Origin of the sequence: Rhodoblastus sp. 17X3 (assembly GCF_030056575.1) — a bacterium.
GTDB lineage: Bacteria > Pseudomonadota > Alphaproteobacteria > Rhizobiales > Beijerinckiaceae > Rhodoblastus.
On sequence record NZ_JASHHX010000007.1, the window covers coordinates 46,938 to 60,402 of the forward strand.

Consider the following 13,465-nt stretch of genomic DNA (forward strand, 5'->3'; position numbering starts at 1 on the left):
TTGAAAACATAGGTTTATTTCGCGCGCAGTTTTACGTCGCCTCGGCGCGGCGCGCCGATCCGGCCCTTCGCGGCGCGCAGCGAAAATCTGTCAGATCGCTCGTTGCCCAGCAAAAAAGCATGGGCACAGCGGCGACGAAATGCGCGCAACGGACGCGCGCCGCCAACACGAAAAAAATTTCCGCCAAAGTAAAAACGCGCCGCGAAATGGCGGCGCGTTTTTCAAAATTGCATGGGGTCGCAAAAAAACCGACGCTCAAATTCCCAACTTGCTCTTCAGGATCTCGTTGACCGTCTGCGGATTGGCCTTGCCGCCCGTGCCCTTCATCACCTGCCCGACAAACCAGCCGAGCATGGTCGGCTTAGCCTGCGCCTGCGCGACCTTGTCGGGATTTTTCGCGATGATCTCGTCCACGGTGGCTTCAATGGCAGCGGCATCCGTGACCTGTTTCATGCCGCGCGCCTCGACGATCTGTGCGGGGTCGCCGCCTTCCGTCCAGACGATTTCAAACAGATCCTTGGCGAGCTTGCCGGAAATCACATTGCTGGCGATGAGATCGACAATGCCGCCGATCTGCGCGGCGGAAACCGGCGAGGTTTCGATGCTCTTGCCTTCCTTGTTCAGGCGGCCGAACAATTCGTTGATGACCCAGTTCGCGACGAGCTTGGCGTCGCGGCCCTTCGCCGCCGCCTCGAAATAATCGGCGGACGCGCGCTCCAGAACGAGCACGCCCGCGTCATATGGCGAGAGGCCATATTGTGAAACGAAACGCGCCTTTTTCTCGTCGGGCAATTCCGGCAGATGCGCGCCGAGTTCATCGACAAAAGCCTGATCGAATTCGAGCGGCAGCAGGTCCGGATCGGGGAAATAGCGATAGTCATGCGCTTCTTCCTTCGAGCGCATCGACCGCGTCTCGCCCTTGTTGGGATCGTAGAGCCGGGTCTCCTGATCGATCTTGCCGCCGTCTTCGAGAATGCCGATCTGGCGGCGCGCCTCGACGTCGATGGCCTGGCCGATGAAGCGGATCGAATTGACGTTCTTGATCTCGCAGCGCGTACCGAACGGCGCGCCGGGCTTGCGCACGGAAACGTTCACGTCGGCGCGCAGGGAACCCTGCTCCATGTTGCCGTCGCAGCTGCCGATATAGCGCAGGATCGTGCGCAGCTTGGTGACATAGGCCTTGGCCTCGTCGGCCGAGCGCATGTCGGGCTTGGAGACGATCTCCATCAGCGCGACGCCGGAGCGGTTGAGATCGACATGCGAGTCATTGGCGCCGAGATCGTGCAGCGACTTGCCGGCGTCCTGCTCGAGATGCAGGCGCTCGATGCCGACGGAAATCTGCTCGGTCGGCGAGAGATCGACCAGCACCACGCCTTCGCCGACGATGGGGTATTTGTACTGGCTGATCTGATAGCCCTGCGGCAGGTCGGGATAGAAATAATTCTTGCGGTCGAACACCGAGCGCAGGTTGATCTGCGCCTTGAGGCCGAGGCCGGTGCGGATCGCCTGCTTGACGCATTCCTCGTTGATCACCGGCAACATGCCCGGCATGGCCGCGTCCACCAGCGAGACATGGCTGTTCGGCGCGCCGCCGAACTCCGTCGAGGCGCCGGAAAAGAGCTTCGATTTGCTCGTGACCTGGGCGTGAATTTCGAGACCGATGACGACTTCCCATTCGCCGGTCGCGCCCGGAATCAGTTTGGACGAATTGACGTGCGTGCTCATGCGGGATCCATCTTTCCGTCCGACGGTTTTTTCATCAGACGCTCTTCATAGCCAATCGACCATTCGACGAGCGCGGTCCACAGCGACCGAGCGAGATCGGGATCGAGATTCTTTTCCGTGGCGCGGGCCGCGACGCGGGACAGAACTTCGTCCACGCGCGGCTGGATACGGGCGGGCCAGCCGATGCGGCTCTTGATTTCGGCGGCGGCTTCGATCTGCCGCTGGCGGTCGGCGAGAAGTTCCACCAGAGCGGCGTCGAGCGAGTCGATCCTCGCCCGCAAGGCGGCCATTTCCGCATTGGTCGCTCCGTCGGCCTCGCCGGTCCCGCTCATCGCTTCGCGCTCCGCCTCAACCCCACCAGCTCTCGGGCAGGCCGATCTTCGGCGCGGCTTCCTCGATGACCTGCGCGAGCGAGAAGAGGCTTTCCTCCTCGAACGGCCGGCCGATCAATTGCAGGCCAAGCGGCAGGCCGTCCGACGACAATCCGCCGGGCAGCACAAGGCCCGGCAGGCCGGCCATGTTCACCGTCACGGTGAAGACGTCGTTGAGATACATTTCCACCGGATCGGCCGAGCCCTTTTCGCCGAGCGCGAAAGCGGGCGACGGCGTGGCGGGCGTGAGGATGGCGTCCACGCCGGACTGATAGGCGAGATCGAAATCGCGCTTGATCAGCGAGCGGATTTTCTGGGCGCGCAGGTAATAGGCGTCGTAATAGCCGGCCGAAAGCACGTAAGTGCCGATCATGATGCGGCGGCGCACTTCCTTGCCAAACCCTTCGGCGCGGGTCAGTTCGTAAAGATCGACAATGTCCTTGCCGGTCTTGCGCAAGCCGTAACGCACACCGTCATAGCGCGCGAGATTGGACGAAGCCTCCGCCGGGGCGACGATGTAATAGGCCGGCAGCGCATGGCGCGTATGCGGCAGGGAAATCTCGCGGATTTCCGCGCCCGCCGCGCGCAGCCACGCCACGCCCTGGTCCCACAGGCTGGCGATCTCGGCGGAGAGGCCGTCAAGGCGATATTCCTTCGGAATGCCGATCACCTTGCCCCTGATCGAGGCGCCGACGGCCTTTTCGTAATCCGGCACCGGCGCATCGACGCTGGTGGTGTCCTTCGGGTCATGGCCCGCCATGGAGCGCAGCAGGATCGCCGTGTCGCGCACAGTCTTGGCGATGGGGCCGGCCTGATCGAGCGAAGAGGCGAAGGCGACGACGCCGAAGCGCGAGCAGCGGCCATAGGTCGGCTTGATGCCAACCGTGCCGGTGAAGGCCGCCGGCTGGCGGATCGAGCCGCCGGTGTCGGTCGCCGTGGCGCCGAGGCACAGCCGCGCCGCGACCGCCGCCGCCGAACCGCCCGACGAGCCGCCGGGAACGATCTTGGCGTCAGAACCATTGCGCCGCCAGGGCGAAACGACAGGGCCGAAATAAGAGGTCTCGTTCGACGAGCCCATGGCGAATTCGTCGAGATTGAGCTTCCCCAGCATGGTCGCGCCGTCGCGCCACAGATTGGATGTGACGGTGGATTCGTAAGGCGGAATGAAGCCTTCGAGAATATGGCTGGCGGCGGTGGTCTGCACGCCTTCGGTGGCGTAGAGGTCCTTGATCCCGAGCGGAATGCCTTCCAGCGGGCCGGCCTCGCCTTTGGCGATCTTCGCGTCGCTTGCGCGGGCCATGGCCAGAGCCTTGTCCGGCGTCTCGACGATATAAGCGTTGAGACCCTTCGCGCGCGCCATGGCGTCGAGATGGGCCTGGGTCAATTCCACCGCCGAAAACGTCTTGGCGGCGAGGCCTTCGCGCGCATCGGCGAGCGTCAGGCGGGTCAGATCGGACATGAAAACGCTCCGGAGCCTTATTCGATCACTTTCGGCACGACGAAGAAGCCGTCCTCGCGCGCGGGGGCGTTGGCGAGAACCTTGTCCACGATTTCGCCGTCGGAGACGACGTCGACGCGTTTCTTCATGGTCATCGGCAGCACCGAGGTCATGGGCTCGACGCCTTCGACATCGACCGCATTCAGCTCCTCGACGAAGCTGAGGATGGAATTGATCTCATTCTGCAGATAGGGCGCTTCTTCTTCGCTCACGCGGATGCGCGCGAGATGGGCGATGCGCCGCACCGTCGCCAGATCGACCGACATGGGGACTCCGTGGGGAAAGGGACGTGTTCAGCCTATACAGCCCAAGGCGGCGGGGCGCAACAATCCGCGCGCTCCCGCCCCGTTGAGCGTGTTCGCGTTTCAATGAAAATTGATTGCGATTTCCGTGACCACAGGCGCGAAGGCGGCGAGCTTTGCGTCATCGGATGAGATATGAACCCCATCGCCGCTCAGGGCGGCGGGCGGATCCTTGCCTTCATGGTCGAAGCGGAGCGAAACCGTGCATCCGCCCGGCAGTTTCCCGAGCTTGCCGGCGCGGAAATTCGCGGCATAGCCGCCATAATCCCAGCCGAAGCCATTGATTGAAAACGGTGCGCCATTGGCCGCGCGAACGGCTTTCACGTCGCTTCCGACCGCGACGCCCGCCACATGCCATTTGCTGCCCTGACCGGACCACCGCAGGCCCGTGGCCCTGGCCATGGCGTTGTCATCGAACGACACCTCGACGCGCCGGGCCTTGTCTTCTGGAAACAGCACGAAGGCCTTGACCTTTTCGCCCTCGGCGCCGTCGACCTCCTCTATCCTGGCGTCGCCGCCGAAGCGCCGCGACAGATCCTTGGCGCTTTCGCCGGCACGGACAGGCGTCGCGCAGCCGGCCTGGCTCTCGACGGGAGCCGAGGGTTTGTCCGCCTGCGCCAATGCCGCGCCTGAGCCCGCCCACGCCAGCGCGAGGCCGAAGGACGGCCAGAATGCAAATTTCCAGAACTCAAATTTCATTGAAACGCCTTTCCGGAATGGCGATGGATCAAAACTGAAGGGCCTCGCCGATCGCAGGCACATGGACCTTCGCGCGCCCGCCCTGCATGGCGAGGACGAAGGATTCCGGAGTCTGGTCGATGATCGGGAAAGTGCCGTAATGCATCGGAATGACATGGCTGAAGTCGAAATACCGCCGCGCCGCCAGGGCCGCCGTCGGACCGTCCATGGTGAAGCGGTCGCCGACCGGCACGAGGCCGATTTCCGGCTTGTATAATTCCCGGATCAGCTCCATGTCGCCGAAGATCGCGGTGTCGCCGAAATGATAGACGCGCGGGCCGTCTTCGGGCAGCAGGACGACGCCATTGGGATTGCCCAGATAGATCGACCTTCCGTCCACGACCGCGCCCGAAGAATGCAGGGCCGGCGTGAGCGCGACCGAGAAATCGCCGCAGGGAATCACTCCGCCGGTATTGCCGGGATTGATGTTTTCGGCGCCCTGCCCGCTCAGAAACATGCAGATCTCGAAATTGGCGACGACCTGCGCGCCCGTCTTGCGGACGATCTCGACCGTATCGCCGATGTGATCATCATGGCCGTGCGTCAGCACGACATGGGTGATCCCCGCCGACGCCTCGTCGAGGCTGCCCGTGAATTTCGGATTGCCGGTGAGGAAAGGGTCGATGAGGATATGGGACTGTCGCAGATCGACGCGAAAGGCCGAATGGCCGAGCCAGGTAATTTTCATGGGATGGGCCTCAGGTGCGGAGCCATATATCGCGCCGGGGCTTCGGCGCTGGTTTTCGGCCTCTGCCCATGCTAGCCAAAAACATGAGCGAAGAGCAGCCTAAAGAGCAGAAATTCGAGGCGACCGTTACGCTGGAGGCTTTGTCCGGCCTGCTGCGTCGCAACGACCGGCTGATGGGGATCGACCTCGGCACGAAGACGATTGGCCTCGCCTTGTCGGACGTTGAGCGCAGCCTCGCCACGCCGCTGGAGACGATCAAGCGGGTCAAATACACGCCCGATGTCGAGAGAATGCTGGCGCTGGCGGACAAGCATGATGTCGCCGCCTTCGTGATCGGCCTGCCGCTCAACATGGACGGCACCGAGGGGCCGCGCGCGCAATCCACCCGCGCCTTCGTCCGGCAAACCGCGCCTCTGGCCCGGCGGCCCTTTATTTTCTGGGACGAGCGGCTCTCGACCGCCGCTGTCACGAGGGAGCTGATCGCGCAGGACGTCTCGCGCGGAAAGCGCGCGGAAGTCGTGGACCGCATGGCGGCGGCCTATATTTTGCAGGGCGCGCTCGACCGGCTGCGCCGTCTTGGCTGAAGGACAAAGCGGCGAAATTTTGTCGGCGCCTCTTTTCTTTTAGCCGACCCAAATGTAGCTTTCTTCAATGATTTCCGTCGCACAAATGTCCTTCGTGAAGCAAATTTCGACGCTGGCCCGCAAAGGCGGAACGGAATCGGGAGCGGAATTTTCGACCGCGCCTGAATCTAATTTTGCTCGTTTTTTTAATTTGCGCGGGAGCGGGTAGGACGCGGCGAAACGTTTCGGGCCAACAAGTCCGGCCTCCGATTTTCATTCTTTTGTGAATTGCGGTGATTTATGCTCAAGAAATCCAAAGGCGGCGTGGGAGATCCCGCAGCCCTTTCGGAAGTTGCGCCCGAACAGGACAGGCCCGTCGCCCCGGCCGGGCAGGATTTCACCTACGGACAGGATTTCAGCTACAACGACGACGACGACGACGACGACGGCGAGATCGAGACGGATTCCGCGGAAGACACGGCCCGCTACATCGCCGACATGATCGCGTCCCTCGCCTATATTGCGCGCGAAGCCAGGTTCGACCTGCTGAGCTATCTGCTCGACATGGCGCGGGTCGAGGCCGAGATGCAGGCGCGCCAGAGCGAAACCCCGCTCGACGACGACTGAGGTCCTCCTCAGGAAATCAGCGCCACGCGGTCGCCGCTTTGGCGCTCGATCCGCCCTTCGATCTCCAGCTCCTGCAGAATCAAGCGGATTTCTCCAATCGAACAGCCGATGGCGCGGGCGAGATCGTCCACGGCGACCGGCGCCGGCCCGAGCAGGCGCTCGACTTTTTCGTGCGGCGTGACCCCTTCCGGGGCTTGCGCCGGTTCGCGCGGAGCCGCGGCGGCAGCTTCCGCCTGGGCGGAGGGCGCGAGTTCCTCGTCCCATTCGTCCCACAAGGTCTCGCCATAGGGCGCGGGATCGGGCTCGAACAGCAGATCGTAACGCGTCGCGCCGCGCGCGGCCAGGGGCGCGACCACGTCGACGACATCCTGAACGCTGGCGCAGAGCAGCGCGCCGTCGCGGATCAGGTCATTGGTTCCTTCCGCGCGCGGGTCGAGCGGCGAGCCGGGCACCGCAAAAACCTCGCGACCCTGGTCCTGGGCGAATTTCGCGGTGATGAGCGAACCGGAGCGCCGCGCCGCCTCGACCACCACGGTCGCCAGCGACAGGCCGGAAACGATGCGATTACGGCGCGGGAAGTCGCGCCCGCGCGGCTCGCAGCCGAACGGCATTTCCGAAATCACGGCGCCGCGTTCGGCCATCGGTCGCACAAAACGACATTTTCCGGCGGATAGGGCTTGTCGAGACCGCCCGCCAGCACGCCGACCGCGCCGGTCGCCAGCGAGGCGCGATGGGCGCAGGCGTCGATGCCGCGCGCGAGGCCCGAAACGACGACATAGCCCGCAGCGCCTAGCCCTCGCGCCAGCCTTTCGGTCATGGCGAGACCGGCGGCGGAGGCGTTGCGCGAGCCGACCAGCGCAACCATCGGCTTTTGCAACAGCGCGACGTCGCCGCGCACAAAAATCAGCGGCGGCGGGGAGTCGATGGCGCGCAAGGAAGGCGGATAATCCGGCTCGCAGCGCGCGATCAGGCGCGCGCCAAGGCGTTCGGCCTGTTCCCATTCGCGCAGGACGGCTTCGCGGGAGGCGATGACGACGGGACGGCCCTTGCCCTGCGCGATCAGACCGGGCAGCGCGCGCAAGGCCGCGCCGGCGTCGCCATAGCGTTGGATCAGGGCGGAAAAGGTGCGCGGGCCGATATTTTCGCAGCGGATGAGATGCAGCCAGTCGAGCTTCTGCTCCTCCCTGAGGCGCCGGGATTCCGCCCCTTGCTTCATGATTTCTGGCCGATCTTTCCCTCCGTCCCGGCGCGCAGGCGGGCGATATTTTCGCCATGCTTCCACCACAGGATCGCAGCCATGACGGCCAGCAACATCGCCTGACCCGGCAGCCCCATCAGCAAAAGCGCGACAGGCGAAACGGCGCTGGCGACCAGAGCGGCGAGCGAGGAATAGCGCGACAGGTAGGCGACGGAGAGCCAGGTCGCGATGAAAACCAGACCTGCCGGCCAGGCGATCCCGAGCAAGCTGCCCAGAAAGGTCGCGACGCCCTTGCCGCCCTTGAACTTCAGCCAGACCGGGAAAATATGGCCCAGAAAGGCGCCGAAGCCTGCGAGAGCGCCGGCCTCCGGCGAGAAGGCGGACATGATCAGCGCCGCCGCCGTGGCCTTGAGCGCGTCGAGCAGCAAGGTCGCAGCGGCGATGTCCTTGCGGCCGGTGCGCAGCACATTGGTCGCGCCAATATTGCCGGAGCCGATCGAGCGCACGTCGCCAAGCCCGGCCGCCTTGGTGAGCAGCAAGCCGAAGGGGATCGAGCCGAGACCGTAGCCGACGACGAGAGCGGCGAGCGCGAGTTGCAGGGAAGGCAGGACCATCACGCGCGCTCCATCGTCGCGACCACGCCATGGACGATCTGGCCGCCGACCATGGTGGCCTTCACCACGCCCTGCAGCCGCGCCTCGTCGAAAGGCGTGTTCTTGCAGCGCGATTTCAGGTCGGCCTTGTTCAGCACATAGGGCTCGTCGGGGTCGAAGCGGATGAGGTCGGCCGGCGCGCCGCGCTTCAGGCGCCCCTGCTCCAGCCGCAGGATGTCGGCCGGGCGCGTGGTCATGGCGCGCAGCAGGTTGGCGAGCGGAATCTGGCCGGCATGGACCAGCCGCAATCCCGCCGAGAGCAGGGTTTCCAGCCCCACGGCGCCAAAATCCGCCTCGCCGAAGGGCAGGCGCTTGGTCTCGACGTCCTGCGGATTATGGTCCGAGAAGATCACATCGATCAGGCCGCTGGCGACCGCCTCGACCAGCGCCAACCGCTCCTCCTCGCGCCGCAGCGGCGGCTTGAGTTTGAGGAAGGTGCGGTAGGAGCCGATGTCGTTCTCGTTGAGGGTGAGATGATTGATGGTGACGCCGCAGGACACCGGCAGGCCTTCAGCCTTGGCCTTGGCGATGACCTCCAGCGCCAGCGTGGTGGAAATGGGCGCGGCGCAATAGCGCGCGCCGGTCATGCGGACCAGACGGATGTCGCGGTCGAGCGCGATGGCCTCGGCCTCGCGCGGCACGCCGGAAAGGCCGAGCCGGGTCGCCAGTTCGCCCGCATTCATCACGCCGGAGCCGGCGAGGTCGCGGTCTTCCGGAAAATGGACGATGAGGGCGTCGAAATCGCGCGCATAGGTCATGGCGCGGCGAAGGGCCTGGCTGTTGCGGATCGAGCGCGAGCCATCGGTGAAGGCGGCGGCGCCCGCCTCGCGCAGCAGGCCGAACTCGGCGATCTCCTGCCCTTCCAGACCCTTGGAAATGGCGGCCATGGGCAGAACGCGCACCCTGCCATGGTCGCGGGCGCGGCGCTTGAGAAAATCGACCACCGCCGGATCGTCCACCGGCGGGCTGGTCTCCGGGCTGGCGACGAGCGTGGTGACGCCGCCAACCGCCGCCGCCGCCGTGGCCGTGGCGATGGATTCGCGGTGTTCGGCGCCGGGTTCGCCGACGAAGGCGCGCAGGTCGATCAGACCGGGGCAGACGACGTCGCCGCCGCAATCGATCAAGGCGATCTCGCGCGGCAGGTTCGCGGCCGTGATCTCCGCGCCGAAATCCTTGATCCTGCCGTCCTCGACGAGGACGCCGCCGCGCGTCTCGGCGCCGCTTTCGGGATCGATCAGGCGCGCGTTGACGAAGGCCAAGGGCGGATGGGGCTTTGTCTGAACCATGGCTTTCGATAGCGCGCGGCGCCCGATTGGGCAATCGCGCCTTTGGCCGGAACGCGGATTTTCCCTAAGCTTTCGGCGCCCGACGGAGCCCATGCCGCCGGACCAGCCAGCCGACGAGAAAGCCGATCAGCGCCAGCAGCGCGAAGGCGCCGAGCTGGAAAAACACATTGCTCATCGCCCCGGGCAGCTTTCCGCCGCCACTCGCGTGCGAATAGAGGTCAGAGGCGTAAACCGCCGGGATCACGATCAGCGGCAGCGCCCACCACGGCCGCCATCCTTGCCAGCCGATCAGCGCCGCAAGCGCCAGCGTCGGATAGGCGAGGCCGTCCGAGAAATGCGCGAAGGCTGCGAAAAGCGTCAGCCAGAAGACGCGAAAGGCCAGCAGCACGAGATACTCCATGAGAAAATGACGAAAAAGTTTGCTTTGCGACCCCGCGCTTCGGTAAGAAGGCCCCTCTTAATCCTTCATCCGAGACCAAGCCCATGCCCGAGGTTATTTTCAACGGACCCGCCGGTCGTCTCGAAGGGCGCTTCCATCCGTCCAAACAGCGTGGGGCGCCGATCGCGATCATTCTTCATCCGCATCCGCAATTCGGCGGAACGATGAATAACCAGATTGTCTATCATCTTTATTATGCCTTCGCCGAGCGCGGATTTTCCGTCCTGCGCTTCAATTTTCGCGGCGTAGGCCGTTCGCAAGGCTCCTTCGACCACGGCCAGGGCGAATTGTCGGATGCGGCCGCCGCGCTCGACTGGGCGCAGGCGATCAGCCCCGAGGCGCGCGCCTGCTGGATCGCGGGCGTCTCCTTCGGCTCGTGGATTGGCATGCAATTGCTGATGCGCCGACCGGAAATCGAGGGCTTCATCTCCATCGCCCCGCCGGCCAATCGCTTCGACTTCAGCTTCCTCGCGCCCTGCCCGTCCTCGGGCCTGTTCGTCCATGGCGACCAGGACCGCGTCGCGCCGATCAAGGAAGTCACCGGCCTCATCGAGAAGCTGAAGACCCAGAAGGGCATCCAGATCGAACATGCGGTGGTCGAGGGCGCCAATCATTTCTTCGAGGACCGCGTCGACGACCTGATCGGCAAGGTCGGGCTCTATCTCGACAAGCGCCTCGGCAATCCGGCGAAAATCGCCATCGCCTCGCGCGGAGACTGATTTTTTTCATTCCCTTCGCGGCGCGCGGGCCGAGACTGGAACGAATAGGCGGCGCAGGCGTTGTGCCGCAAATATTCGTTTTTTGCTTTCAACTGCGGCCTGCCAAGCGCCGCAAAACGCACTTCGGCGCTTCCGTAATTCGACCCCCATCTCGACGCTTCCCGGCAGCTGAGGCGTGAGGGGAGCGAGCTATGGCTTTTTCCAATCACCTGTCATTTCCAGATCGCCGCGACGTCATGCGAGGCGGCGCCAGACTTTCATTTGGCGCTTTGACATCCTTGCTCTTTTCTGGAGCATCGCGGGTGCTGGCGGCTCCGCTGCAGGGCGGCGCGCCCGAAATCGATCAACTGGTCCTGCGGATCGTGACCGACTCATATCAGATGGCGACGGCGCAGAACGCCAGGGTCGGCAATGTCGAAATCAAGCGTTTTGGCTTCGCTGTCGGCGATCATCCGCCCAGCAAGGCCATCCTGAGCGAGTTCGGACTCTCGATGCATGCGTCCTCGATGATTGGGTCGCAACAGCGAAACGTCCTCGTGGATTTTGGCTATACGCCACAGACGCTGCTCAACAATCTGGAGCTTCTTGGTGTCGATCCCGGCGCCATTGACGCCCTCGTGCTTTCGCACGGCCATTACGACCATTTCGGTGGGCTCGCGGGATTCCTGCAAGCCACGAGCGGCAAACTGAAGCCGGACCTTCCATTTTATTTCGGCGGCGAAGAGTGCTTTTGCGCCCGGCAATGGCTTGCGCCGCCCATGAAGGGCGATTTCGGCGCGATCAACCGCGATGCGCTGAAAGACGCCAGATTGTCGATCATGTCCTCCCCCGGACCGGCGAAAGTCGCCGATCACGGCTTCACGACAGGCCGGATCGACCTGACATCCTTCGAGAAAGTTCTTTCGCCGAGCGCGATGAAGATTGGCCGGAGCGGCGCTTTCGGCTGCTACCCGGAGGAGTTCACCGAAGAAGAACGCCAAAAGGGCGTCATTCCCGACCAGTTCCGTCACGAAATCGGCACGGCGTTCAATCTCAAGGGGAGAGGCCTGATCGTGCTGACGTCATGCAGCCACCGCGGCGTGGTGAACGTCGTCAAGCAGGCGCAGGCGGCTTCTGGCGTGGATAAGGTCCATGCGGTCGTCGGAGGCTTCCATCTGGCGCCTCACAAGGAGGACTACCTCCGCGAGACCGTCAAAGCTCTGGGCGCGCTGAACCCCGACTTCGTCATCCCGCTGCATTGCAGTGGCGAACCGTTCTTCGAAATCATGAAGGCCGAAATGCCGACCAAGCTACTGCGTGGCTATACCGGCACGGCGTTCGTCTTCGCGGCTTGACCGGCGCGCGACTTTTTTTTTGCGAGGAGGAAATCAAGGGAGGAAAAAAACCATGACGACAGGATGGCGCGGACTTCTTGCATCCGCCGCGACGATCGCGCTCGCGACCGCCGTCCAAGCGGAACAGCCAAAAATGAGCGATGCGAATTATATCGCCAAAGCGATGACGGCCGCGCCCAAGGCGGTCGCCAAGGGAGCCACCGTCTCCGCCATGGAGGGCGCCTCCATGCGCGTTCTGCACAAGGGCTCCAACGAATGGACCTGCATGATCATGCCCGACGGCGTGCCGATGTGCACGGATGCGGCCGGAATGGCCTGGGTCCATGCGTTAATGACCAAAGCGGCGCCGCCAGACCAGATCGGCTTCATGTATATGCTCGCCGGCGACAATGGGACGAGCAATGCGGCGCCTGGGGCCTTGGCGCGGACCCCGGACAATCATTGGGTCAAGACCGGACCGCATGTCATGATCCTGGGCGCGAGCGCCAAGTCGATGCCAGGCTATCCGCGCACGCTCGACGCGGACCCGACGAGGCCCTATGTGATGTGGCCGGATACGCCATACGAGCACCTGATGATCCCGGTGAAATGAATATTCGGGGCGATAAAAGGTCGCCCCGCTATCATTTGCGATCGGACGCCCTGCGATGGCGCGTCACGCTTTGGGGCCGGCAAGGAACGGCGCAATGCGTTCGCGCAATTGCGCGAAATCCATCGGGCCTTGCGCCGCGAAGGTCAGCTTCGGCGCGGGCGCGAATACGAAATGCGCCGGGACGCCGCGCGCGCCCAGCGCGCGGAAGAGATAGCCCTTGCGATCCACGCCAACCTTGACGAAGGGATTTCCCTGCTCACGCAGGAAGGCGAGCGTTTTGGCGGGCTCGTCGAGCGAAGCTACGCCAAGGATTTTCACGCCGGACCGAGCGAATTCCATCAAGGCGGGATGCTCCTCGCGGCAGGTGGGGCACCACGAGGCGAAGGCGTTGACATAGACGGCCTGCCCCGCAATCCCGGCAGAGGAAAAGCCCGGAATGGGCGCGCCGGAGGCGTCGGTCAGGCCCGCGAGCGCCGGCAGGTCGAAATGATCGGCGGCGAAAGGGTTGAGCAGCCGCTCCCACAAGCCGTGGCGGCGCGCCTGCCAGAGCCCGGCGCCGGTCGCGCCGGTGCCGAGAATAGCCGCACCAAAAAGGAGCGCGCGGCGGTGGGCGTCGGGATGGTCTTTTGCGTTCATGCGCGGACTCTGGCGCATGGGCGTTAACGCCGCGTTGGCGCGGCATATCGTCTTGTCGCCAAAGGCGGCTTGCCGTTCTAAAACTGCGGGCCTTAA

General features: G+C 64.1%; 15 protein-coding genes and 1 pseudogene. 5 read left to right on the top strand and 11 right to left on the bottom strand.

From position 1 onward, the window contains the following. Positions 1–255: 255 nt before the first annotated feature. The 6 genes from gatB to QM467_RS08820 all read right to left on the bottom strand — a co-directional run bounded on the left by gatB (position 256) and on the right by QM467_RS08820 (position 5,322). A complete protein-coding gene (gene gatB / locus QM467_RS08795; RefSeq protein WP_283365933.1) occupies positions 256–1,725 on the bottom strand; it encodes an Asp-tRNA(Asn)/Glu-tRNA(Gln) amidotransferase subunit GatB in 1,470 nt (489 codons plus the stop codon). After that, the gene (locus QM467_RS08800) at positions 1,722–2,057 is read right to left on the bottom strand and encodes a chorismate mutase (RefSeq protein WP_283365934.1); all 336 of its coding nucleotides are present in this window, start codon (positions 2,055–2,057) and stop codon (positions 1,722–1,724) included. The genes gatB and QM467_RS08800 overlap by 4 nt, the downstream gene beginning before the upstream one ends. Before the next feature lie 16 nt (positions 2,058–2,073). Further along, a complete protein-coding gene (gene gatA, locus QM467_RS08805; RefSeq protein ID WP_283365935.1) occupies positions 2,074–3,555 on the bottom strand; it encodes an Asp-tRNA(Asn)/Glu-tRNA(Gln) amidotransferase subunit GatA in 1,482 nt (493 codons plus the stop codon). Positions 3,556–3,572: 17 nt separating this feature from the next. After that, the gene (gene gatC / locus QM467_RS08810) at positions 3,573–3,860 is read right to left on the bottom strand and encodes an Asp-tRNA(Asn)/Glu-tRNA(Gln) amidotransferase subunit GatC (protein ID WP_283365936.1); all 288 of its coding nucleotides are present in this window, start codon (positions 3,858–3,860) and stop codon (positions 3,573–3,575) included. Between the two features lie 99 nt (positions 3,861–3,959). Further along, positions 3,960–4,595: a hypothetical protein gene (locus QM467_RS08815; RefSeq protein ID WP_283365937.1), complete on the bottom strand. Its 636-nt coding sequence runs from the start codon at positions 4,593–4,595 to the stop codon at positions 3,960–3,962. A gap of 28 nt (positions 4,596–4,623) precedes the next feature. Continuing rightward, a complete protein-coding gene (locus QM467_RS08820) occupies positions 4,624–5,322 on the bottom strand; it encodes a metal-dependent hydrolase (protein ID WP_283365938.1) in 699 nt (232 codons plus the stop codon). Positions 5,323–5,495: 173 nt separating this feature from the next. On the opposite strand from QM467_RS08820, the gene ruvX reads away from it, so the two are divergent. Further along, positions 5,496–5,906: a Holliday junction resolvase RuvX gene (gene ruvX, locus QM467_RS08825; RefSeq protein ID WP_283366050.1), complete on the top strand. Its 411-nt coding sequence runs from the start codon at positions 5,496–5,498 to the stop codon at positions 5,904–5,906. Positions 5,907–6,185: 279 nt separating this feature from the next. Continuing rightward, a complete protein-coding gene (locus tag QM467_RS08830; protein ID WP_283365939.1) occupies positions 6,186–6,512 on the top strand; it encodes a hypothetical protein in 327 nt (108 codons plus the stop codon). A gap of 8 nt (positions 6,513–6,520) precedes the next feature. Here the strand turns inward: QM467_RS08830 and dprA are convergent. From dprA to QM467_RS08850, 4 genes and pseudogenes are all read right to left on the bottom strand, one after another. Beyond that, positions 6,521–7,728: pseudogene (gene dprA, locus QM467_RS08835) on the bottom strand (DNA-processing protein DprA). After that, positions 7,725–8,324: a glycerol-3-phosphate 1-O-acyltransferase PlsY gene (gene plsY, locus QM467_RS08840; protein ID WP_283365940.1), complete on the bottom strand. Its 600-nt coding sequence runs from the start codon at positions 8,322–8,324 to the stop codon at positions 7,725–7,727. Before plsY ends, dprA begins: the two are co-directional and overlap by 4 nt. Next, positions 8,324–9,649, bottom strand: a complete 1,326-nt coding sequence (gene pyrC, locus QM467_RS08845) for a dihydroorotase (RefSeq protein WP_283365941.1) — start codon at positions 9,647–9,649, stop codon at positions 8,324–8,326. Before pyrC ends, plsY begins: the two co-directional genes overlap by 1 nt. A gap of 64 nt (positions 9,650–9,713) precedes the next feature. Then, entirely contained in the window at positions 9,714–10,037 is a 324-nt protein-coding gene (locus QM467_RS08850) for a hypothetical protein (RefSeq protein WP_283365942.1), read from the bottom strand. Positions 10,038–10,132: 95 nt separating this feature from the next. Between QM467_RS08850 and QM467_RS08855 the strand changes: the two genes are divergently transcribed. The 3 genes from QM467_RS08855 (at position 10,133) to QM467_RS08865 (ending at position 12,733) form a co-directional block, all read left to right on the top strand. After that, positions 10,133–10,807, top strand: coding sequence for an alpha/beta hydrolase (locus QM467_RS08855; RefSeq protein ID WP_283365943.1), 675 nt, complete (start codon positions 10,133–10,135; stop codon positions 10,805–10,807). Positions 10,808–11,109: 302 nt separating this feature from the next. Further along, complete coding sequence (locus tag QM467_RS08860; protein ID WP_283365944.1) at positions 11,110–12,141, top strand: MBL fold metallo-hydrolase; 1,032 nt, start codon at positions 11,110–11,112, stop codon at positions 12,139–12,141. Between the two features lie 133 nt (positions 12,142–12,274). Then, positions 12,275–12,733 carry a hypothetical protein gene (locus QM467_RS08865; protein ID WP_283365945.1) on the top strand — a complete coding sequence of 153 codons (459 nt, stop codon included), beginning with the start codon at positions 12,275–12,277 and terminating at the stop codon, positions 12,731–12,733. 63 nt (positions 12,734–12,796) lie between these two features. Here QM467_RS08865 and QM467_RS08870 read toward each other — a convergent pair whose 3' ends face one another. Beyond that, complete coding sequence (locus QM467_RS08870; RefSeq protein WP_283365946.1) at positions 12,797–13,369, bottom strand: redoxin family protein; 573 nt, start codon at positions 13,367–13,369, stop codon at positions 12,797–12,799. Positions 13,370–13,465: the final 96 nt, after the last annotated feature.